Source organism: Streptomyces sp. RLA123, assembly GCF_056270165.1.
The window spans coordinates 5964951-5985722 of record NZ_JBWDOR010000003.1 but is presented as its reverse complement, the minus strand read 5'-3'; the positions used below and the strand labels follow the sequence as shown (position 1 = coordinate 5985722).

18 protein-coding genes are annotated in these 20772 nt (G+C 70.8%); 3 read left to right on the top strand and 15 right to left on the bottom strand.

What is annotated here, in order from left to right; translation table 11 throughout:
• Positions 1-66 precede the first annotated feature (66 nt).
• The 15 genes from pgi to uvrA all read right to left on the bottom strand — a co-directional run bounded on the left by pgi (position 67) and on the right by uvrA (position 17729).
• Complete coding sequence (gene pgi, locus RV983_RS27290; RefSeq protein WP_475988368.1) at positions 67-1749, bottom strand: glucose-6-phosphate isomerase; 1683 nt, start codon at positions 1747-1749, stop codon at positions 67-69.
• On the bottom strand, positions 1749-3050 hold the full coding sequence (locus RV983_RS27285; RefSeq protein ID WP_475988367.1) for an MFS transporter: 1302 nt from the start codon (positions 3048-3050) through the stop codon (positions 1749-1751). Before RV983_RS27285 ends, pgi begins: the two co-directional genes overlap by 1 nt.
• Positions 3051-3157: 107 nt before the next feature.
• Complete coding sequence (locus RV983_RS27280; protein ID WP_475988366.1) at positions 3158-3925, bottom strand: sugar isomerase domain-containing protein; 768 nt, start codon at positions 3923-3925, stop codon at positions 3158-3160.
• Positions 3926-3996: 71 nt separating this feature from the next.
• Complete coding sequence (locus tag RV983_RS27275) at positions 3997-4977, bottom strand: N-acetylglucosamine kinase (RefSeq protein ID WP_475988365.1); 981 nt, start codon at positions 4975-4977, stop codon at positions 3997-3999.
• 128 nt (positions 4978-5105) lie between these two features.
• Positions 5106-5441, bottom strand: coding sequence for an RNA polymerase-binding protein RbpA (locus RV983_RS27270; protein WP_078862516.1), 336 nt, complete (start codon positions 5439-5441; stop codon positions 5106-5108).
• 161 nt (positions 5442-5602) lie between these two features.
• The gene (secG, locus tag RV983_RS27265) at positions 5603-5839 is read right to left on the bottom strand and encodes a preprotein translocase subunit SecG (RefSeq protein WP_475988364.1); all 237 of its coding nucleotides are present in this window, start codon (positions 5837-5839) and stop codon (positions 5603-5605) included.
• 131 nt (positions 5840-5970) lie between these two features.
• Positions 5971-6747: a triose-phosphate isomerase gene (gene tpiA / locus RV983_RS27260; RefSeq protein ID WP_475988363.1), complete on the bottom strand. Its 777-nt coding sequence runs from the start codon at positions 6745-6747 to the stop codon at positions 5971-5973.
• Between the two features lie 3 nt (positions 6748-6750).
• On the bottom strand, positions 6751-7962 hold the full coding sequence (locus tag RV983_RS27255) for a phosphoglycerate kinase (protein WP_475988362.1): 1212 nt from the start codon (positions 7960-7962) through the stop codon (positions 6751-6753).
• 149 nt (positions 7963-8111) lie between these two features.
• Positions 8112-9116: a type I glyceraldehyde-3-phosphate dehydrogenase gene (gene gap, locus RV983_RS27250; protein ID WP_475988361.1), complete on the bottom strand. Its 1005-nt coding sequence runs from the start codon at positions 9114-9116 to the stop codon at positions 8112-8114.
• Between the two features lie 182 nt (positions 9117-9298).
• Entirely contained in the window at positions 9299-10276 is a 978-nt protein-coding gene (whiA, locus tag RV983_RS27245; RefSeq protein WP_475988360.1) for a DNA-binding protein WhiA, read from the bottom strand.
• The gene (locus RV983_RS27240) at positions 10267-11274 is read right to left on the bottom strand and encodes a gluconeogenesis factor YvcK family protein (RefSeq protein ID WP_475988359.1); all 1008 of its coding nucleotides are present in this window, start codon (positions 11272-11274) and stop codon (positions 10267-10269) included. Before RV983_RS27240 ends, whiA begins: the two co-directional genes overlap by 10 nt.
• Positions 11271-12194, bottom strand: a complete 924-nt coding sequence (gene rapZ, locus RV983_RS27235) for an RNase adapter RapZ (RefSeq protein WP_389251113.1) — start codon at positions 12192-12194, stop codon at positions 11271-11273. The genes RV983_RS27240 and rapZ overlap by 4 nt, the downstream gene beginning before the upstream one ends.
• Positions 12191-14254, bottom strand: a complete 2064-nt coding sequence (gene uvrC / locus RV983_RS27230) for an excinuclease ABC subunit UvrC (RefSeq protein ID WP_475988358.1) — start codon at positions 14252-14254, stop codon at positions 12191-12193. Before uvrC ends, rapZ begins: the two co-directional genes overlap by 4 nt.
• Positions 14255-14294: 40 nt before the next feature.
• Positions 14295-14729, bottom strand: a complete 435-nt coding sequence (locus RV983_RS27225; protein ID WP_475988357.1) for a Rieske (2Fe-2S) protein — start codon at positions 14727-14729, stop codon at positions 14295-14297.
• An 81-nt stretch (positions 14730-14810) separates the two neighbouring features.
• Positions 14811-17729 carry an excinuclease ABC subunit UvrA gene (gene uvrA, locus RV983_RS27220; RefSeq protein ID WP_475988356.1) on the bottom strand — a complete coding sequence of 973 codons (2919 nt, stop codon included), beginning with the start codon at positions 17727-17729 and terminating at the stop codon, positions 14811-14813.
• A 237-nt stretch (positions 17730-17966) separates the two neighbouring features.
• Between uvrA and RV983_RS27215 the strand changes: the two genes are divergently transcribed.
• The 3 genes from RV983_RS27215 to RV983_RS27205 all read left to right on the top strand — a co-directional run bounded on the left by RV983_RS27215 (position 17967) and on the right by RV983_RS27205 (position 20767).
• Positions 17967-18698, top strand: coding sequence for a maleylpyruvate isomerase family mycothiol-dependent enzyme (locus tag RV983_RS27215; protein ID WP_475988355.1), 732 nt, complete (start codon positions 17967-17969; stop codon positions 18696-18698).
• 4 nt (positions 18699-18702) lie between these two features.
• Complete coding sequence (locus RV983_RS27210; RefSeq protein WP_475988354.1) at positions 18703-19359, top strand: MBL fold metallo-hydrolase; 657 nt, start codon at positions 18703-18705, stop codon at positions 19357-19359.
• Between the two features lie 85 nt (positions 19360-19444).
• Complete coding sequence (locus tag RV983_RS27205) at positions 19445-20767, top strand: MFS transporter (RefSeq protein ID WP_475988353.1); 1323 nt, start codon at positions 19445-19447, stop codon at positions 20765-20767.
• Positions 20768-20772 lie beyond the last annotated feature (5 nt).

The window sequence follows — 20772 nt, the reverse complement described above, 5'->3', positions numbered from 1 at the left end:
CGGTCCGGAACACGAACGCCGGGCGGGCTCCCTCCAACGAGGAGCCCGCCCGGCGTTCTTGGTGTCTCAGCGGCCGCGCAGCGCGCGGTAGTCGGCGACCAGGCCCTTGGTGGACGCATCGAGGCCCGGGACGTCCGCGCCCTCGGTCAGGGCGGGCTCCAGGCGCCTGGCCAGAACCTTGCCGAGTTCGACACCCCACTGGTCGAAGGAGTCGATGTTCCAGATCGCGCCCTGGACGAAGACCTTCTGCTCGTACAGCGCCACGAGCTGGCCGAGCACCGAGGGGGTCAGTTCGGTCGCCAGGATCGTGGTGGTCGGGTGGTTGCCGCGGAACGTGCGGTGCGGCACCTGCTCCTCGGCCACCCCCTCGGCGCGGACCTCGTCGCTGGTCTTGCCGAAGGCCAGCGCCTGGGTCTGGGCGAAGAAGTTCGCCATCAGCAGGTCGTGCTGGTCGGCCAGCCGCGGTTCGAGCTCACCGAGGGGCCGGGCGAAGCCGATGAAGTCCGCGGGGATGAACTTCGTGCCCTGGTGCAGCAACTGGTAGTAGGCGTGCTGGCCGTTGGTGCCGGGCGTGCCCCAGACGACCGGGCCGGTCTGCCAGGTGACGGGGTTTCCGTCCCGGTCCACGGACTTGCCGTTGGACTCCATGTCGAGCTGCTGCAGGTACGCCGGGAACTTCGACAGGTAGAGGCTGTACGGCAGCACCGCGTGCGACTGGGCGTCGAAGAACTGGCCGTACCAGACGCCGAGCAGGCCCAGCATCATCGGGACGTTCTGCTCCGGCGGGGCCGTGCGGAAGTGCTCGTCGACCAGGTGGAAGCCGGCCAGCATCTCCCGGAAGTGGTCCGGGCCGATAGCGATCATCAGCGACAGGCCGATGGCGGAGTCGTACGAGTAGCGGCCGCCGACCCAGTCCCAGAACTCGAACATGTTGGCCGTGTCGATGCCGAACTTGGAGACCTCGTCGGCGTTTGTGGACAGCGCCACGAAGTGGAACCGGACCGGCGAGTCCTCGGCATCCGCCTGAGTGCCCGCCTTGCCGAGGCCGTCCAGCAGCCACTCGCGCGCGGAGGTGGCGTTGGTGATGGTCTCGATGGTGGTGAACGTCTTGGACGCGACGATGAACAGCGTATCCGCCGGGTCCAGGTCACGCACGGCCTCGTGCAGGTCCGAGCCGTCCACATTGGAGACGAAACGGAAGGTCAGCGAGCGGTCGCTGTAGGCCCGCAGGGCCTCGTACGCCATCGCGGGGCCGAGGTCGGAACCGCCGATGCCGATGTTCACCACGTTCTTGATGCGGCGTCCGGTCGACCCGACCCACTTGCCGGAGCGCACGGCGTTGGCGAAGTGCGCCATCTTCGCGAGCACATGGTGGACGGCCGGGATGACGTTCTCCCCGTCGACCTCCACGTCTGACGACTTCGGAGCCCGCAGCGCCGTGTGGAGCACCGCGCGGTTCTCGGTGACGTTGATGCGCTCACCGCGGAACATCGCGTCCCGCAGCTCGGCGACGCCGGCGGCGGCGGCCAGTTCGCGCAGCAGGCTCAGCGTCTCGTCGGTCACCAGGTTCTTGGAGTAGTCCAGATGGAGGTCGCCCACCTGGAGGGTGTAGCGCTCGGCGCGGTCGGGGTCGGCGGCGAACAGCTCCCGCAGGTGGGCCGAGCCCAGCTCCTCACGGTGCCTGGCGAGCGCCTGCCACTCCGGTCGCTGATCGAGACGGGTACGGCCCTGCGTGTTGGTTCCGGACATCAGTCCACTTCTCCTCGTCCTCCATGCTGCAGGTCCAAACTAGTTGATCCCGGCCGCGCAGGAGATTCACCCCCGGTGTCTGGCGTGGTGACGACTGGTGTCAACGCGGCCAACGCGCACACGAACAGCACAGCGGCCAGCAGCGACGGGGTGCCCGGACCCCAGGCCCCGGCGGCGGCGCCGCCCATCAGCGCCCCCAGCGGCGCCCCGGCCACGGCCAGGGTGCGCATGGCGGCGCTCACCCGGCCCAGCAGGGCGTCGGGGGTCCGCCGCTGGACCAGCGTCGTCTCGTTGACGTTCCAGATCATGCCGAATGCGCCGAACACGGCCATGACGGTGACGGCGACCGGGAGGGAGCGCACCGCACCGAGTACGACAAGGCAGCCGGCCTGGACGGCGAGCCCCGGTATCAGCGCCCGGCCGCGCCCGCCGAACAGTGCGGACCAGCGCCCGGCGACCGCTCCCCCGGCCACGCTGCCCGCGCCGTACGCGACGAGGACCGCGGCATAGCCGGCGTGCCCGGCGTGCAGCCGGCCGGTCACCTGGAACACAAGGGTGGCGATGACAGCGCCGACGCCGGTGTTGGCGATGGTGTTGGCCACGCACAGCGCCCGCAGGACCCGGTCCCGCCGCAGGACGCGTATCCCCTCCGCGATGTCCTGCCGTACGGTGCGGCCCGCGGCGCGCGACGGTTGGACGGGTGCGGGCCGGCGCAGCGAGGCGACCAGCACCGCGGCGGCGGCATAGGTCACGGCGTCCACGGCGAACGGCACAGCGGCGGCAAGGCCGAGAAGCGCCGGCACCAGCGGGGCGCCGAGGAAGGTGCCCGCAATGGTCTGGCCGGTCATCAGCCGGGCGTTCGCGCGCCCCAGGTTCTCCCCAGGGACGACGGAAGGCAGCAGGGCGGTCGCGGCGTTGTCGAAGAGCGTCTGCAGAGTGGTCAGCGCGAAGGCCAGGACGAGCAGCAGCCCGATGCTCGCCGCGCCCAGCCCGACGGCCACCGCGAAGACCGCCACGAGCGCACCGCGCACCGCGTCCACCGCCCACATGGCCCGCCGCTGGTCCACGCGGTCGGCGACGGCACCGCCCAGCAGGCCGAAGAGCAGCCAGGGCAGGAACCCGGCGGCCGTGACAAGGGAGACCAGCAGCGGAGAGTCGGTGAGCCCCACCGCGAGCAGTGGCAGGGCCGCGCCGCGCAGCCCGTCGCCGAAGCGGGAGACGGCCGCGGCCGCCCACAGCCGCCCGAACCCGCCCCTCCAGGCGGGTTTGTGCTCCCCCGCGCGCACATTCACGGCACTCATGGATCCCCCACCGGTCTACGATCAGCTGTCACAGACCGTAGTGGGACCCACTGACAATGCGTCGTCCGCGCAGGTCAGAGCGGCAGAGAGGCAAGCGGGCAGGCGGTTCAGGCGCCCGCGCGGTGCAGTCGCTCGCCGTAGTGCTCCTCCAGGACGAGGTTGCGCTCGAAGCCGCCCGGCACGTTCGCCGAGACGTACACCGGCGCCTCGAAGCCCTCCGCGGTGAGCAGGCCGACCGCCTCGGCCACCGTCATCTGGACGAGCATCGCCGAGGTGATCGTGGAGACCCCGCACAGCGCCCCGCCGCCGGGCAGCGGCAGCAGCGCGTCGCCGAAGGGGGCGCCGTTGTCGAGGACCGCGTCGGCGAGGTCGGCCAGCCGCTTGCCACTGGGGTGCAGCGCGGGCACGGCACGGGTGTGCTCCAGCGAGGTGAGCGCGATCAGGGGGTGGCCCTCGGCCTTGACGTGCAGGGCCATGTCCACGATCGAGTTGTTGACCCCGGAGTTGGAGATGATCACGAACAGGTCGCCCGGCCGGGGCGCGGTCAACTCGTACAGCCGCTTGGCCAGGCCCGGGGAGCGCTCCAGCAAGGGGTCGGTGAGCACCGAGCGGTCGTCGCCGCCGCGCAGGACGAGGTCGTTGAGCGCGATGCGGTTGGTGGGGATCAGTCCTCCGGCCCGGCCCGCGATCTCCAGCGCGGTGGCCTGCGAGTGCCCGGTGCCGAAAGCCTGGAGGATGCCGTCCGCGGCCACGCAGTCGGCGATCAGCCGGGCCGCCGCCGCCACGGAGTCCTGGTTCGCCTCGACCACCCGGTCGATGGCGGCACGGGCCTCCTCGGCGAATCGGGCAGCACTCGTCGTCACGTCGTCGGCCATGGCCGGTTCCCCCTGAGTCCGGTGATCCAGTGGATGTCCACGGCAACGATGGACGAGAGGTCTAGTCCACGTCAATCCCCCTGCATCTGCATGCGGGCCAGCGCCAGAGCGCCCGCGCCGCCGTCCTGCACCGGCAGGACGTGCAGCTCCATCTCCTCCGCGCGGGCCGAGACGCGTCCCAGCAGCGGTCCCGAGGGGCCCAGCAGACCGCCGGTGACGACCAGCGGCTCGCCCGCCTGCGGGTCGAGGGCGGCGACGGTCGCCGCGAGTTCGTCGGCGGCGTCGTCCAGCAGGCTGCCGGCCACCTCGTCGCCGTCCCGGTCGGCGGCGACGACCAAGGGGCTCAGCCGGGCCAGACGGACGGGCGGTTCCGCGTAGACATGGGGCACCAAGCGGTTGCGCAGCACGTGGCACTCGTGGTCGCTGGGGCGCTCCTGGGCCAGGTACGGGCCGCCCGGGGAGTCCAGGTAGTGGCAGAGGACGGCCTCGACGAGCGTCGTCCAGGGGCCCCGGCCGTCCAGGGCGCGCACCGCGGCGCGCATCACCTCGCGACCGAGCCAGAACCCGCTGCCCTCGTCGCCGATGAGCCAGCCGTTGCCGTCCGCCAGAAGACTCTGGCGGCGCTTCTCGATCCGGGCGGCGACCGCGCCGGTGCCCGCGACCAGCGCCAGGCCGTCGGCGGGAACACCAGGGGCGGAGGCGAAGGCGACCTCGATGTCGCCGCATACGGTCACGTTCACGGCGCCGATCCCCGTACTGTCCAGCGCGGCCCGCAGACAGGAGGCGGCGAGCCGCCGCCCGACCTCGGGACCGGTGTCCAGGGCGGCTCCGGCGAAGCCGCCGACGACGGCCGTGACCTCGCCCTTGCGGTCGTCCGGGACCGCGCCCCTGAGCGCGTCCGCGAGGTGCTGCGTGAGCACCACCCGTTCGACGCTCATCGCGTTACCGGGTCCACCCTCGCCCTCGCCGAGAACCCGCCCCTCGGGAGCCGCGTCGGCGAGATACGCCCGGGTCCGCGTTCCGCCCGCATCGATGCCGATCACCAGAGCCACAACCGCGAGTATACGTTCCCGTTACCCAGTGTCGACCGAACGCGACGGCCCGGACCGCGAAAGGAGGATCTCCTGCTCGCGGGCCGGGCCCGTGGTGAATGTCCTGCCGGACGTGCGGCGGGAACCGCTCAGATCTCGCCCCGGAGCTTGGCGAGCGCCTCGGCGAGGATCGCCTCGCCGTCGGCCGCGCTGCGGCGCTCCCGCACATACGCGAGGTGCGTCTTGTACGGTTCGGTGCGCGGCGGCGCCGGCGGGTTCTCCTCGTCCTGCCCGGCCGGGAAGCCGCAGCGCGGGCAGTCCCAGGTGTCGGGGATCTGCGCGTCGCTCGCGAAACTCGGCTGGGTCTCGTGCCCGTTGGAGCACCAGAAGGAGATGCGCAGACGCGGCGCGGACTCGCCCCGCTCGGCCTCTCCCATCGGCCCCGCCCCGACCCGACTGCCACGGATCGCGTTGCCACTTGCCACGGTCGTAACTCCCTGCGTGATCGTGCTGCGAGGTCGCCCAGTTTACGGAGACCGGTTCACCCCGCCGCGGCGGGGAGAGGGCACCGTATCCCAAGACGCGCTTCCATGATAAGTCGCGTCGGCGACAAGGCGTCAGTTCTCCCCGGATACGCGGGAGTCGGTCACTTCTGGAACTTGAGCAGAAGACCGAGGACGACAATGCACGCAAACCACAGCAGACCGATCACGACGGTGATCCGGTCGAGGTTGCGCTCGGCCACCGAGGAACCGCCGACGGACGACTGCATGCCGCCGCCGAACATGTCGGACAGACCGCCACCCTTGCCCTTGTGCATCAGCACGAGCAGCAACAGCAGCAGGCTGAAGATGATGAGGGCGATGGAGAACCCGATGACCACAGCTGGACCAACTCTCTCGGTGACCTAGGACGAGGCGGGGGCCGGTCGGCTGACATGCAGCCCTCCGGCCCCCGACAGAGTACTTCGGGCAGGGCCCGACAGCCTACTGCCCGTGGGAACGCGTGATCGCGTTACTGGTCGCGGAAGCGGACGATCTTGACGAACTCCTCCGCGTCGAGCGCCGCGCCGCCCACCAGGGCGCCGTCCACGTCGGGCTGCGCCATGATCGCCGCGACGTTGCCGCTCTTCACGGAGCCGCCGTACTGGATGCGGACCTCGTCGGCCAGCTCCTGGTCGTACAGCTCGGCCAGCCGGCCGCGGATCGCCCCGCAGACCTCCTGGGCGTCCTCGGGGGTGGCGACCTCGCCGGTGCCGATGGCCCACACCGGTTCGTAGGCGATGACCAGGGTCTTCGCCTGTTCGGCCGGGATGTCCTTCAGGGCGCCGTCGAGCTGGGCGAGGGTGAAGGCCACCTGGTTGCCGGCCTTGCGGACGTCCAGGCCCTCGCCGACGCACACGATCGGGGTCAGCTCGTGGCGGAAGGCGGCCTTGACCTTGGCGTTGACGATCTCCTCGTTCTCGCCGTGGTACTGACGGCGCTCGGAGTGGCCGATGACCACGTACGAGCACTTCAGCTTGGCCAGCATCGAGCCGGAGATCTCACCGGTGTACGCGCCGGACTCGTGCGCGGAGAGGTCCTGCGCACCGTACTTGATCTTGAGCTTGTCCCCGTCGATCAGGGTCTGCACGGACCGCAGGTCGGTGTAGGGGGGCAGGACGACGGCCTCGACGGCGTCGTAGTCCTTCTCGTTGAGCGCGAAAGCGAGCTTCTGGACGTGGGCGATGGCCTCGAGGTGGTTGAGGTTCATCTTCCAGTTGCCCGCCATGATCGGCGTGCGCGGGGTCATCGGTCAGTCCTCCAGTGCGGCGAGGCCGGGGAGCGTCTTGCCCTCGAGGTACTCGAGGCTCGCGCCGCCACCGGTCGAAATGTGGCCGAAAGCGTTCTCGTCGAAGCCCAGGATGCGCACGGCCGCGGCGGAGTCGCCGCCGCCGACGACGCTGAACGCCGGGCTGTCGACCAGCGCCTGGGCGACCGCGCGGGTGCCCTCGGCGTAGTCGGGGTGCTCGAAGACGCCCATGGGCCCGTTCCAGAAGACGGTCGCCGTGTCGGCGAGCTTCGCGGCGAAGAGCTTGCGGGTCTCCGGACCGATGTCCAGGCCCATCAGGTCGCCGGGGAAGGCGTCGACGGTCACGGTCACGGGGTTGCCTGCGACCGGGTTCTTCAGGTCCGGGAAGGACGGCGCGCCGACGATGTCCAGGGGCAGCACGAACTCCACGCCCTTGGCCTTCGCGCGCTCCAGGTACTCCGCGACGGTCTGGAGCTGGTCCTCCTGCACCAGGCTCTTGCCGACCTCGTGGCCCTGGGCCTTGAGGAACGTGAAGAGCATGCCGCCGCCGATCAGGATGCGGTCGGCGCGCTCCAGCAGGTGGTCGATGACACCCAGCTTGTCGGAGACCTTGGCACCGCCGAGCACCACCGCGTACGGGCGGGCCACTTCCTCGGTGAGCTTCTTCAGCACGCCGACCTCGGTGGCGATCAGCAGGCCCGCGGCGTGCGGCAGCCGGGCCGGGAGGTCGTAGACGGAGGCGTGCTTGCGGTGCACGGCGCCGAAGCCGTCGCCGACGTAGAGCTCCGCGAGGGCGGCCAGCTCGTCCGCGAAGACACCGCGCTCGGCGTCGTCCTTGCTGGTCTCGCCCGGGTTGAAGCGCAGGTTCTCCAGCAGCGCGACGCCGCCGTCGGCGAGGGCGCCGACCACGTCGTGGGCGTTCTCCCCCACGGTGTCGGTCGCGAAGGCGACCTTCGCACCGAGGAGTTCACCGAGCCGGCCGGCGACCGGCGCCAGCGAGAACTGCGGGTCGGGCGCGCCCTTGGGGCGGCCCAGGTGTGAGGCGACGATCACCTTGGCGCCGGCCTCGACCAGCTTGGTGATGGTCGGAACGACGGCGCGGATGCGTCCGTCGTCGGTGATCGTGTCGCCGGACAGCGGCACATTGAGGTCGGCGCGGACGAAAACGCGCTTGCCGCCGACCCCCTCGTCGATGAGTTCGTCGATCGTCTTCATGGTGAGGACTCTCCTGCCTCGGCCCTGACGGCGTGGCGGCACGGCGCTCGCGTCATGGGGCAGTCGTGGAAAGGTCATGGGACAGGGCCCGGACGACACTGCGTCGTTCGGACCCTGTCCTCATCGCATGGCGGGCTGGGGAGCCCTTGTCAGAGCTGGCCGCCGACGAACACGGTCAGGTCGACGAGGCGGTTGGAGTAGCCCCACTCGTTGTCGTACCAGCCGATGACCTTGACCTGCTTGCCCTGAGCCATCGTCAGGGAGGAGTCGAAGGTGCAGGAGGCCGGCCAGTTGACGATGTCCGAGGACACGATCGGGTCCTCGGTGTAATCCAGGATGCCCTTGAGCTGGCCCTCGGCCGCCTTCTGGAAGGCGGCGTTGACCTCGTCCTTGGTGACCTCGCGCTCGAGCTCGATGACCAGGTCGGTCACGGAGCCGGTCGGGACCGGGACGCGCATGGCGATGCCGTCCAGCTTGCCCTTGAGCTGCGGGAGGACCAGGGCGGTGGCCTTCGCGGCACCGGTCGAGGTCGGGATGATGTTCTCGGCGGCGGCACGGGCGCGACGCAGGTCCTTGTGCGGGAAGTCAAGGATGCGCTGGTCGTTCGTGTACGCGTGCACCGTGGTCATCATGCCCTTGACGATGCCGAAGTTCTCGTCCAGGACCTTCGCCATCGGCGCCACACAGTTGGTGGTGCAGGAGGCGTTGGAGATGATGTTGTGCTTCGCGGCGTCGTACTTGTCGTTGTTGACGCCCATCACGATCGTGATGTCCTCGTCGGACGCCGGCGCCGAGATGATGACCTTCTTGGCACCACCCTCGATGTGCTTCTTGGCGTCCGCGGCCTTGGTGAAGATGCCGGTGGACTCGATCACGATGTCGACGCCCAGCTCGCCCCACGGGATGTCGGAGGGGTTGCGCTCCGACAGCACCTTGATGGTCTGGCCGTTCACCGTGATGGAGTCGGTGGTGTGGGTGACCTCGGCCTTCAGGCGGCCCAGGATCGTGTCGTACTTGAGCAGGTGTGCCGTGGTGGCGGTGTCGCCCAGGTCGTTGACAGCCACGATCTCGATGTCCGCACCCTGCTCCAGGGCGGCACGGAAGAAGTTACGACCGATGCGACCAAAGCCGTTGATGCCTACGCGGATCGTCACGAACCGATCTCCTCGCTGATGTGCCGGATGCCATTTCGCTCCGGCTGCGACGTATGGGATGTCCCCGACCAAGGACGACCCTACCCCGGCGGGAACCCAGCGGTGACATCGGCACCGCCGGTGCCCGCCCTACGGACGGGTAACCGGGCCCGGCGTGGCCGACGCCCTCCGCACGGCCGGTCTCAGCCGACCATCTCCTCGGTCAGGTTGGACTCCGTGCCGGGGATGCCGACGTCCGACGCGCGCTTGTCGGCCATCGCCAGCAGCCGCCGGATGCGGCCCGCGACCGCGTCCTTGGTGAGCGGCGGCTCCGCCAGCGAGCCGAGCTCCTCCAGCGACGCCTGCTTGTGGTCCATGCGCAGCCGGCCGGCCGCCGCGAGGTGCTCGGGCACCTCTTCGCCGAGGATCTCCAGCGCGCGCTGGACACGGGCACCCGCCGCGACCGCCGCGCGGGCGGAGCGGCGCAGGTTCGCGTCGTCGAAGTTGGCGAGCCGGTTGGCCGTGGCGCGGACCTCGCGCCGCATGCGGCGCTCCTCCCAGGCGAGCACGGACTCGTGGGCGCCCAGCCGCGTCAACAGCGCGCCGATGGCGTCACCGTCACGGACGACCACACGATCGACGTTGCGTACCTCGCGGGCCTTCGCGCCGATCTGCAGCCGGCGCGCGGCGCCGACCAGCGCGAGGGCCGCCTCGGGACCGGGGCAGGTGACCTCCAGGGAGGAGGAGCGGCCCGGCTCGGTGAGCGAGCCGTGGGCCAGGAAGGCCCCTCTCCAGGCCGCCTCGGCGTCGCACGTCGCACCCGAGACCACCTGCGGGGGCAGCCCGCGGATGGGGCGGCCCCGGCCGTCGACGAGCCCGGTCTGCCGGGCCAGCTGGTCGCCGCCCGCGACCACCCGCACCACGAACCGGCTGCCGCGGCGCAGCCCCCCGGGCGCCATGACGACGAGGTCGGAGGAGTGCCCGAAGATCTCCAGGATGTCCTTGCGCAGCCTGCGGGCAGCGATCCCGGTGTCCAGCTCCGCCTCGATCACGATGCGACCGCTGACCAGGTGCAGTCCCCCCGCGAACCTGAGGATCGCCGAGACCTCGGCCTTGCGGCAGCAGGTCCGGGTGACGGGGAGCCGGGAGATCTCGTCCTTCACCGCTGGCGTCATCGCCATGGGCCGATCCTTCCATGCATACGAAAAATCCGGTCGAACGCGGCGGCCAGCAACTCCGGGTCGTGCCGCGGCCCGTCGGGCGCGGCGACCCGGGCCAGCTCCACCGTTCCTGACAACCGCTCGGCTGCTTCTATCAGGCTTCCGCGGTCGGGTACGGCGGCGTCGTCAGCCAGCACCACGTCGATGGTGAGTTTAGGGGCGTGTCGGGCCAAAACCTCCAAGTGACGCTGCGGAGAAAAGCCCTCGGTCTCTCCTGGCTGCGGGGCGAGGTTCAGCGCCAGCACCTTCCGGGCCCGGGTCTCCATCAGCGCGGACACCAGATCCGGCACCAGGAGGTGGGGTATCACGGACGAGAACCAGGAACCGGGTCCCAACACCACCCAGTCGGCGTCCAGCACGGACTGCACGGCCTCCGGAACGGCCGGCGGGTCGCTGGGCACCAGCTGGACCTCCTGCACCTCACCGGGGGTGAGCGCGACGGTCGCCTGCCCGTGCACGGTCGAGATGTCGTCCGGCTTCTCCGGGTCGTGCCCGCGCACGGTCGCCGTGAGCTCCAGCGGCACGCCCGACATCGGCAGCACCCTGCCGTGCGCCCCGAGCAGCCGGCCCACCCACTCCAGGGCGGCGACCGGGTCTCCGAGCTGCTCCCACAGCGCCACGATCAGCAGATTGCCGACCGCGTGGCCGTGCAGGTCGCCCTGGCTGGAGAAGCGGTGCTGGACGACCTTGGACCAGGTCCGGCCCCAGTCGTCGTCACCGCAGAGCGCCGCGAGCGCCTTGCGCAGGTCACCGGGGGGCAGAACGCCCATCTCCTGCCGGAGGCGGCCGCTGGAGCCCCCGTCGTCGGCGACGGTGACGACGGCGGTCAGGTCCTGGGTGATCCGGCGCAGCGCCGACAGCGAGGCGGCCAGTCCATGGCCGCCACCGAGCGCCACGACCTTCGGCGCCGCGCCGCTGCGTTGTGCCGACCGGCGCAAGCGCCGAGTCGTCTTCCTCACTCGCGCCCCATGTCCCGGTGGACGACCACCGTCTCCACTCCGTCCGCGGACAGCCGGGCGGCGAGCCGCTCGGACATGGCCACACTCCGGTGCTTTCCGCCGGTGCAGCCGACGGCGATTGTCACGTAGCGCTTGCCCTCGCGCCGGTACCCCGCGTTGACGATGTGCAGCAATTCCGCGTAGCGGTCCAAAAACTCCTTGGCACCCGGCTGGTTGAAGACGTAGGTGGCGACCTCGTCGTTGAGCCCGGTGAAGGGGCGCAGCTCGGGGACCCAGTGCGGGTTGGGCAGGAAGCGGCAGTCGGCGACCAGGTCGGCGTCCACGGGGAGCCCGTACTTGAAGCCGAAGGACATGACCGTGGCCCGCAGTTCCGGCTCCTCCTCGCCGGCGAACTGGGCATCCATCTTGGCGCGCAGTTCGTGGACGTTGAGGCTGGAGGTGTCGATCACCAGGTCCGCGTCGCCGCGCAGCTCGCTCAGCAGCTCGCGCTCCTTGGCGATGCCGTCCACGATCCGTCCGTCGCCCTGAAGCGGGTGGGGACGGCGGACGGACTCGAAGCGGCGCACCAGCGTGTCGTCGGAGGCCTCCAGGAAGAGCACCCGGCGCTTGACGCCCTTGGCGTCCAGGTCCGCCAGCGAGTCGCGCAGGTTGTCGAAGAAACGCCGGCCGCGGACGTCCACGACGACGGCGATCCGGGCCACGTTGCCCTGGGAGCGGGCGCCGAGGTCCACCATGGTGGGAATGAGGGCCGGCGGCAGGTTGTCCACGACGAACCAGCCGAGGTCCTCCAGGCACTTGGCGGCGTGGCTGCGGCCGGCGCCGGACATGCCCGAGATGATCACGAGTTCGGGGATCGCCTCCGCGGCTTCTCCCGCTCCGCCCGTCGTCACCTGTGATCCGCCTCCGTCGTTCTCGTTCATGATCCCTTCCCCCGTTCCACGGAGACGGTCACCGGACCGGCCGTCCCCTCTTCTTCCTCAATGATCTCTCCTGTGGCCGTGTTCACGGCCGGCCCGGCCGGGGTGGCCCCGGCCAGGGCCACGAGCACGGCCTCCGCGGTGCGCCGGCCCACACCGGGCACCTCGCAGATCTGCTCGACGGTCGCCGCGCGCAGCCGCTTGAGCGAGCCGAAGTGCTTCAGCAGCGCCTGCCGCCGGCTCTCGCCCAGGCCCGGGACGGAGTCCAGGGCGCCGGCCTTCATCGACTTGGACCGCTTGCTGCGCTGGTAGGCGATGGCGAAGCGGTGCGCCTCGTCACGGACGCGCTGCAGCAGGTAGAGGCCCTCGCTGGTGCGCGGCAGGATGACCGGGTCGTCCTCACCGGGCAGCCAGACCTCCTCCAGCCGCTTCGCGAGACCGCAGACGGCGACCTCCTCCACGCCCAGTTCCTCCAGGGCCCGCCGGGCCGCCGCGACCTGCGGCGCCCCGCCGTCGACCACGACCAGCTGGGGCGGGTAGGCGAACTTGCGGGGCCTGCCGGTCTCCGGGTCGATGGGGCCGCCCGCGACCTCGGGGCCGGCGCCGTCCTCCGCGCCCGCGCCCGCGCCGTCGCCGTTCCCGTCGACCCACTCGCCGGTCTTCTGCTTCTCCAGCACATAGCGGCGGAAGCGCCGGGAGACCACCTCGTGCATGGCGCGGACGTCGTCCTGCCCGGCGAAGCTCTTGATCTGGAAGCGCCGGTACTCGCTCTTGCGGGCCAGGCCGTCCTCGAAGACCACCATCGAGGCGACGACGTCGTCCCCCTGGAGGTGGGAGATGTCGAAGCACTCGATGCGCAGCGGCGCCGTGTCCAGGCCGAGCGCCTCGGCGATCTCCTCCAGGGCGCGGGAACGGGTGGTCAGGTCGGAGGCACGCCGGGTCTTGTGCAGCGCGAGCCCCTGCAGGGCGTTGCGCTGCACCGTGGCCATCAGGTCCTTCTTGTCGCCGCGCTGCGGCACGCGCAGGCTGACCTGGGAGCCGCGGCGCTCGCTGAGCCACTGCTGGACCGGCTCGTACGGCTCGGGCAGCGCGGGGACCAGCACCTCCTTGGGGACCGAGTCGCCCCGCTCCTCGCCGTACAGCTGCTGCAGGGCGTGCTCGACGAGCTCGGGGGTGCCGATCTCCTCGACCCGGTCGGTGACCCAGCCGCGCTGTCCGCGGACCCGCCCGTCGCGGACGTGGAAGATCTGGACGGCGGCCTCCAGCTCGTCCTCGGCGACGGCGATCAGATCGGCGTCCGTCGCGTCGGCCAGGACGACCGCGTTCTTCTCCATGGCGCGTCTGAGCGCCTCTATGTCGTCCCGCAGCCGGGCGGCCTTCTCGTACTCCATCGCGACGGCGGCGTCCTTCATCTGCTGCTCCAGGCGGCGCAGATACGTGCCGGTGCGGCCCGCCATGAAGTCGCAGAAGTCCTCGGCGAGTTGGCGGTGCTCCTCGGGGGTGACCCGGCCGACGCAGGGCGCGGAGCACTTGCCGATGTAACCGAGCAGGCAGGGCCGGCCGATCTGCGCGGAGCGCTTGAACACCCCGGAGGAGCAGGTGCGCACGGGGAAGACCCGCAGCAGCAGGTCCACGGTCTCGCGGATCGCCCAGGCGTGCGCGTACGGGCCGAAGTAGCGCACGCCCTTGCGCTTGGGACCGCGCATGACCTGGACGCGGGGGAATTCCTCGTTCATGGTCACGGCGAGCGACGGATAGCTCTTGTCGTCCCGGTACTTGACGTTGAAGCGCGGGTCGAACTCCTTGATCCAGGAGTACTCCAGCTGCAGCGCCTCGACCTCGGTGGTCACCACCGTCCATTCCACGGAGGCGGCGGTGGTGACCATCGTGCGGGTGCGCTGGTGCAGGTTCGCGATGTCCTGGAAGTACGAGGAGAGCCGCTGGCGCAGGCTCTTCGCCTTCCCGACGTAGATCACCCGGCCGTGCTGGTCCCGGAACTTGTACACCCCTGGGGACTCCGGGATCTGTCCCGGCTGGGGGCGGTAGCTGGAGGGGTCGGCCATGCCCCCACCCTACTGACTGGCGGTGACATTCCCGTCGCCCTCAGGCCGACGGACCCGCCACCAGCCTGCCCGCCTCGACCCGGATGCCGACGGAGGGCAGCGGCCGCGAGGCGGGGCCGTTCTCGACGGCGCCGGTGGAGGCGTTGAAACCGCTGCCGTGGCAGGGGCAGGAGAGGGTCGTGCCGCTCAGCTTGTTGCAGACGCAGCCCTGGTGCGTGCACACGGCGCTGTAGGCCTTGTAGACGCCCTTGGTGGGCTGGGCTACGACAACTTTGGCGGCGCCGTAGAGCTTCGCGCCGCCGACGGGCACCTCGGAGGCCGCACCGAGTTCCACGGGGCTGGTCGGCCCGGCGGAGTCGGCGCCGTCCTCGGAGCCCGCGCCGCACGCTGTGAGGCCTAGCCCCGCGACCCCGGCGACGGCCGCGCCCTTCAGGACGGTTCGACGGCAGGGAGGAAATCCGGTGGTGTCAGCCATGGCAGTGCTCCGCTTCGGCACGTGAGGAAAAGTCGACCTTGGACCCGACCGACCTTACGTGCCGAAGCTCTCCGCAGCCCGTCAGGCCTTGGCCGCCGCTTTCTTCCGGGTACTGGTCCGCTTGCGGGCAGCGGGCACGGGCGGGGCGTCGGAGATCCGCTCGGAGCCCAGGATGTCCCGCAGGAACTTGCCGGTGTGGCTCGCCCCCACCCCAGCGACCTGCTCGGGCGTGCCTTCCGCGATCACCAGTCCGCCGCCGCTGCCGCCTTCGGGGCCCATGTCGATGACCCAGTCCGCGGTCTTGATCACATCGAGATTGTGCTCGATGACGATCACGGTGTTGCCCTTCTCGACCAGCCCGGACAGCACCTTGATCAGCTTGCTGATGTCCTCGAAGTGCAGACCCGTGGTCGGCTCGTCCAGGACGTAGACCGTGCGACCGGTGGACCGCTTCTGCAATTCGGAGGCGAGCTTGACGCGCTGCGCCTCGCCACCGGAGAGCGTCGTCGCCGACTGGCCCAGGCGCACGTACCCCAGGCCGACCTCGGTCAGGGTGCGCAGGTGCCGCGCGATGGTGGGCACCGCCTCGAAGAAGTCCAGCGCCTCGGAGATCGGCATGTCCAGGACCTCGGCGATGGACTTGCCCTTGTAGTGGACCTCCAGGGTCTCCCGGTTGTACCGGGCGCCGTGGCAGACCTCGCACGGGACGTAGACGTCCGGGAGGAAGTTCATCTCGATCTTGATCGTGCCGTCGCCGGAGCAGTTCTCGCAGCGACCGCCCTTGACGTTGAAGGAGAAGCGGCCCGGCAGATAGCCGCGCACCTTCGCCTCCATCGTCTCCGCGAAGAGTCGGCGGACGTGGTCGAAGACACCGGTGTACGTCGCCGGGTTGGAGCGCGGCGTGCGGCCGATCGGCGACTGGTCGACATGGACCACCTTGTCGACGAGGTCGTCCCCGTCGACCCGGGTGTGCCGGCCCGGGACGCCCCGGGCACCGTTCAGTTCGCGCGCCAGGTGGGTGTAGAGGATGTCATTGACGAGGGTGGACTTGCCCGAGCCGGAGACACCGGTGACCGCGGTCAGGACACCCAGCGGGAAGGACACGTCGATGTCCCGCAGGTTGTTCTCCTTGGCGCCGCGCACCGTCAGCTGCCGGCCGCTCTCCAGCGGGCGCCGCATCGACGGGATCGGGATCTGGCGCTTGCCGGCCAGATACTGGCCGGTCAGGGACTCCTCGTTGCGCAGCAGCTCCTCCAGGGAACCGCTGTGCACCACCTTGCCGCCGTGCTCACCGGCGCCGGGGCCGATGTCGACCACCCAGTCGGAGGTCTTGATGGTGTCCTCGTCGTGCTCGACCACGATCAGGGTGTTGCCCAGGTCGCGCAGCCGCACCAGGGTCTCGATGAGCCGGTGGTTGTCCCGCTGGTGCAGGCCGATCGACGGCTCGTCGAGCACATAGAGCACGCCGACCAGGCCGGAGCCGATCTGCGTGGCCAGCCGGATGCGCTGGGCCTCGCCGCCGGACAGGGTGCCCGCTGCGCGGTTGAGCGAGAGGTAGTCCAGGCCGACGTCGACCAGGAAGCGCAGTCGCTCGTTGACCTCCTTCAGTACCCGCTCGGCGATGGTCTTCTCGCGCGCGCTCAGCTTCATCCCGCGCAGGAACTCCGCGCAGTCGCTGATCGACATCGCGGAGATGTCGGCGATGGACTTGTCCTGCACCGTGACGGCCAGCACGATCGGCTTGAGCCGGGTGCCCTGGCAGGTCGGGCAGGGCACCTCGCGCATGTAGCCCTCGAAGCGCTCGCGGCTGGAGTCGCTCTCGGACTCCGAATGCCGCCGCCGGACGAAGGGGATCGCCCCTTCGAAGGCGGTGGTGTACGCGCGTTCCCGTCCGTAGCGGTTGCGGTAGCGCACCTCGATCTGCGTCCGGTGCCCGTTGAGCAGGGCCTTCTTCGCCCGCTGGGGCAGCCCGGCCCACGGGATGTCGGTACGGAAGCCGAGCTCGTCGGCGAGCGCGCCGATCAGGCGCTGGAAGTAGTCCCGGGTGTGGCCGAGCGACCAGGGGGCGATGGCGCCCTCGTCGAGGGACTTGTCCTCGTCGGGGACGATCAGCTCGGGGTCGACCTCCATGCGGGTGCCGATGCCGGTGCAGTCCGGGCAGGCGCCGAACGGCGAGTTGAAGGAGAAGGAGCGCGGCTCCATCTCCTCGAAGGACAGGTCGTCGTACGGGCAGTAGAGGTGCTCGGAGAACATCCGCTCGCGCTGCGGGTCGTCCTCGGGCAGGTCGATGAAGTCCAGGATGACCATGCCGCCGGACAGCCCGAGCGCGGTCTCGACCGAGTCGGTCAGCCGGCGCTTGGCGCTCTCCTTGACGGTGAGGCGGTCCACGACCACCTCGATGGTGTGCTTCTCCTGCTTCTTCAGCTTCGGCGGCTCGGTCAGCTGGACCGTCGCGCCGTCGACCCGTGCCCGGCTGTAGCCCTTGGTCTGCAGGTCCGCGAAGAGGTCGGCGAACTCGCCCTTGCGCTCGCGGACGAGCGGCGAGAGCACCTGGAAGCGGGAGCCCTCCTCCAGCTCGAGCACCCGGTCGACGATCGCCTGCGGCGACTGCCGGGAGATCGGCCGGCCGCACTCGGGGCAGTGCGGCTTGCCGATGCGGGCGAAGAGCAGGCGCAGGTAGTCGTAGACCTCGGTGATGGTGCCGACGGTCGAGCGCGGGTTGCGGGAGGTCGACTTCTGATCGATCGAGACGGCCGGCGACAGGCCCTCGATGAAGTCGACGTCCGGCTTGTCCATCTGTCCCAGGAACTGCCGGGCGTAAGAGGAGAGCGACTCCACGTAACGGCGCTGTCCCTCGGCGAAGATCGTGTCGAACGCCAGGGACGACTTCCCCGAGCCGGACAGGCCGGTGAAGACGATGAGGGAGTCCCGTGGGAGGTCGAGCGAGACGTTCTTCAGGTTGTGCTCGCGAGCGCCACGGACAGTGAGTCGATCGGCCACGCCAGTGCGTACCTTTCATAGAACAGACAAGAGGCAAGCTGCAACGGCCCCCAGACAGCCTAAACGGGGCGCCGACGGGATTTCTTCCGGTTGCGACGAGAACGAGCCTATAGCACGCGTATTCGATTTAAGGCGCTGGTGCGCCATCTTCACCCGATCGAGTGTCCGCGCTAGCGTCTTCGGCAAGATGTGGATCACGTGCACCCGTCCTGCACCCACGTGCGACCAGGAGGCCCCGTGTCTGTCCAACGACCCGACCCCGAGCACGATGCGGCCGAGCTGCGCCAGGCCACCGAACGGCTGATCGACGCCGTGTCCGTGCTCGCGCCCACGAGCGTCGCCGAGCCGTCCCGACTCGCGGGCTGGACCCGCGGCCACGTTCTGACCCATCTGTCCCGCAACGCCGACTCGCTGGTCAACCTGCTCATCTGGGCGCGCACCGGCGAGGAGGTCCCCCAGTACGCGAGCGGTGAGAGCCGCGACCGCGACATCGAGGCCGGCTCCGGCCGCCCGCTCGCCGAACAACTGGACGACCTGCGCCGGTCCGCCGCCCGGCTGGCGACCGCGATCGAGGAGACCCCGCCGCGGTGCTGGGCCTCCCAGGTGGTCATGCGCTCCGGCCACGTGATCGCCGCCGCCGAGATCCCCTACGCGCGCCTCATGGAGATCTACTTCCACCACGTCGACCTCGGCATCGGCTACACCTGCCAGCACCTCCCCACGCCCTTCTCGGTCCGCGAGCTCGCCGCCGTCATCGACGACCTGTCCGGCCACGAGGGCGTCGCCGCCGTACGCCTGCACGACACCGACAGCGGCGAGAAGTGGGTGATCGGCGCCGCGCTGGAGCCCGACCTCACGGTCAGCGGAGCCCGGCACGCCCTGCTCGGCTGGGTCACCGGCCGCTCCGACGGCAAGGACCTGAGCGTTCAGCCGGACGTCCCCCTGCCCGTGCTGCCGCCACTAGGCTGAGGCCATGACGTACAGCGGCGAGGTCAGGGTGGGCGGCGCCCCCGACGTGCACGAACTCAAGGACCTCATCATCACCAAGGTCGCGGTCGGCCCGATGGACAACAACGCGTACCTGCTGCGCTGCCGCGCCACGGACGAGCAGTTGCTCATCGACGCGGCCAACGACGCGCACACGCTGATCGAGGTGGCCGGCAGCGACGGGCTCGCGTCCGTCGTCACCACGCACCGGCACGGCGACCACTGGCAGGCCCTCCAGGCCGTGGTGGACGCGACCGGCGCCCGCACCTACGCGGGACGGCACGACGCCGAGGGCATCCCGGTCCGCACCGACGTCCCCGTCGAGGACGGCGACACCATCGGCGTCGGCCAGGTCACCCTCACCGCCCGCCACCTGGTGGGCCACACCCCCGGCTCCATCGTCCTGATCTACGACGACCCGCACGGCCATCCGCACATCTTCACCGGCGACTGCCTGTTCCCGGGCGGCGTCGGCAACACCCACGACAACCCCGGCCACTTCACGAGCCTCTTCGAGGGCGTCAAGGCCAAGCTCTTCGACACCCTCCCCGACGAGACCTGGGTCTACCCCGGGCACGGCCGGGACACCACGCTCGGCGACGAGCGGCCGCACCTGGCCGAATGGCGCGAACGCGGCTGGTGACCGCCCGCGGGGGTGGCGCCACCGCTTCGGCGGCGCCACCCCCGCGCACCCGGGTCGTTGGACCGGCGTGCGCACTCCTGTCTCCATGACCCGGATCGCCGCGGCCTCGGCGGCCGGGACCGCGATCGAGTTCTACGACTTCTTCGCCTACGGCACGGCGGCCGCCCTCGTCCTGGGCCCGCTGTTCTTCCCCGCCTTCTCCCCCGTCGCCGGGACGCTCGCCGCGTTCGGCACCTTCGCCGTGGGCTTCGTGGCACGGCCGCTCGGCTCGGTGCTGTTCGGCCACATCGGCGACCGCCTCGGACGGCGTCCGGTGCTGATGGGTTCCCTGCTGCTGACCGGTGCCGCTACCACCGCCGTGGGCCTGGTGCCCTCCTACGACGCGATCGGGGCGGCCGCGCCCGTGATCCTGGTGGCGCTGCGGTTCCTGCAGGGGCTCGGGCTCGGCGGCGAGTGGGGCGGGGCGGTGCTGCTGGCCGCCGAGCACGCGCCGGCGCGACGGCGCGGACTGTGGGCGAGCCTGCCGCAGACCGGCCCGGCCGTGGGCTTCGTGCTGGCGAACGGGATCGTGCTGGTGCTGTCGGCGGGGCTGAGCGACGCCGCGTTCCGCTCCTGGGGGTGGCGCGTGCCGTTCTGGGCGGCCGGGGCGCTGGCGCTGGCCGGGCTGGCACTGCGGGCCGCACTGCCGGAGACCCCGCAGTTCGCCCGGGCCGCGGAGCGGGGCGAGCTGTCCCGGGTGCCGCTGGTGGAACTGCTGCGCGGCCACTGGCGGCTGCTGCTGCTCACGGCGGGTGCGATGGCCTGCGGCTACGCCGTCTTCTACACGGTGACCACGTGGTCGCTGTCCTACGCCACCGAACGGCTCGGCATGGACCGCACCATGGTGCTCGGCTGCGTGCTGGCGGCCGTCGTGGTCAAGGGCGCGGCGACTCCCTGGGTGGGGCTGCTCGGGGACCTCTGCGGGCGGCGGCCGCTGGCGCTCGCCGGGACGGCCGCGATGGGACTGGTGATCTTCCCGTACATCTGGTTGCTGGGCACCGGCTCGCCGACGGCGCTCGCCTTGGGGTCCGTGGCGCAGTTGCTGGCCTTCATCACGGTCTTCGCGGTGCTGGGGGCGTACCTGCCCGAGCTCTACCCGCCGCGGGTGCGCTGCACCGGCGCCTCGCTCGGCTACAACCTCGGCGGGATCCTGGGCGGCGCCCTCACCCCGATCGCGGCGACCCGGCTGTCGGGGGAGGGTGCCGGCCCGCCCTGGGCGGTGGCGGTCTACGTCGCGGCGGTCGCGCTGCTCAGCGCGGCCTGCTTCGCCGCGCTGCCGGACCCGCGCCGCACGGCCGCGACGACGCCGGCGGACCCGGACGGGACTGCGGGGCGCGCGGCCGTCGGCCACACACCCCGCACGGGCTGAGATCT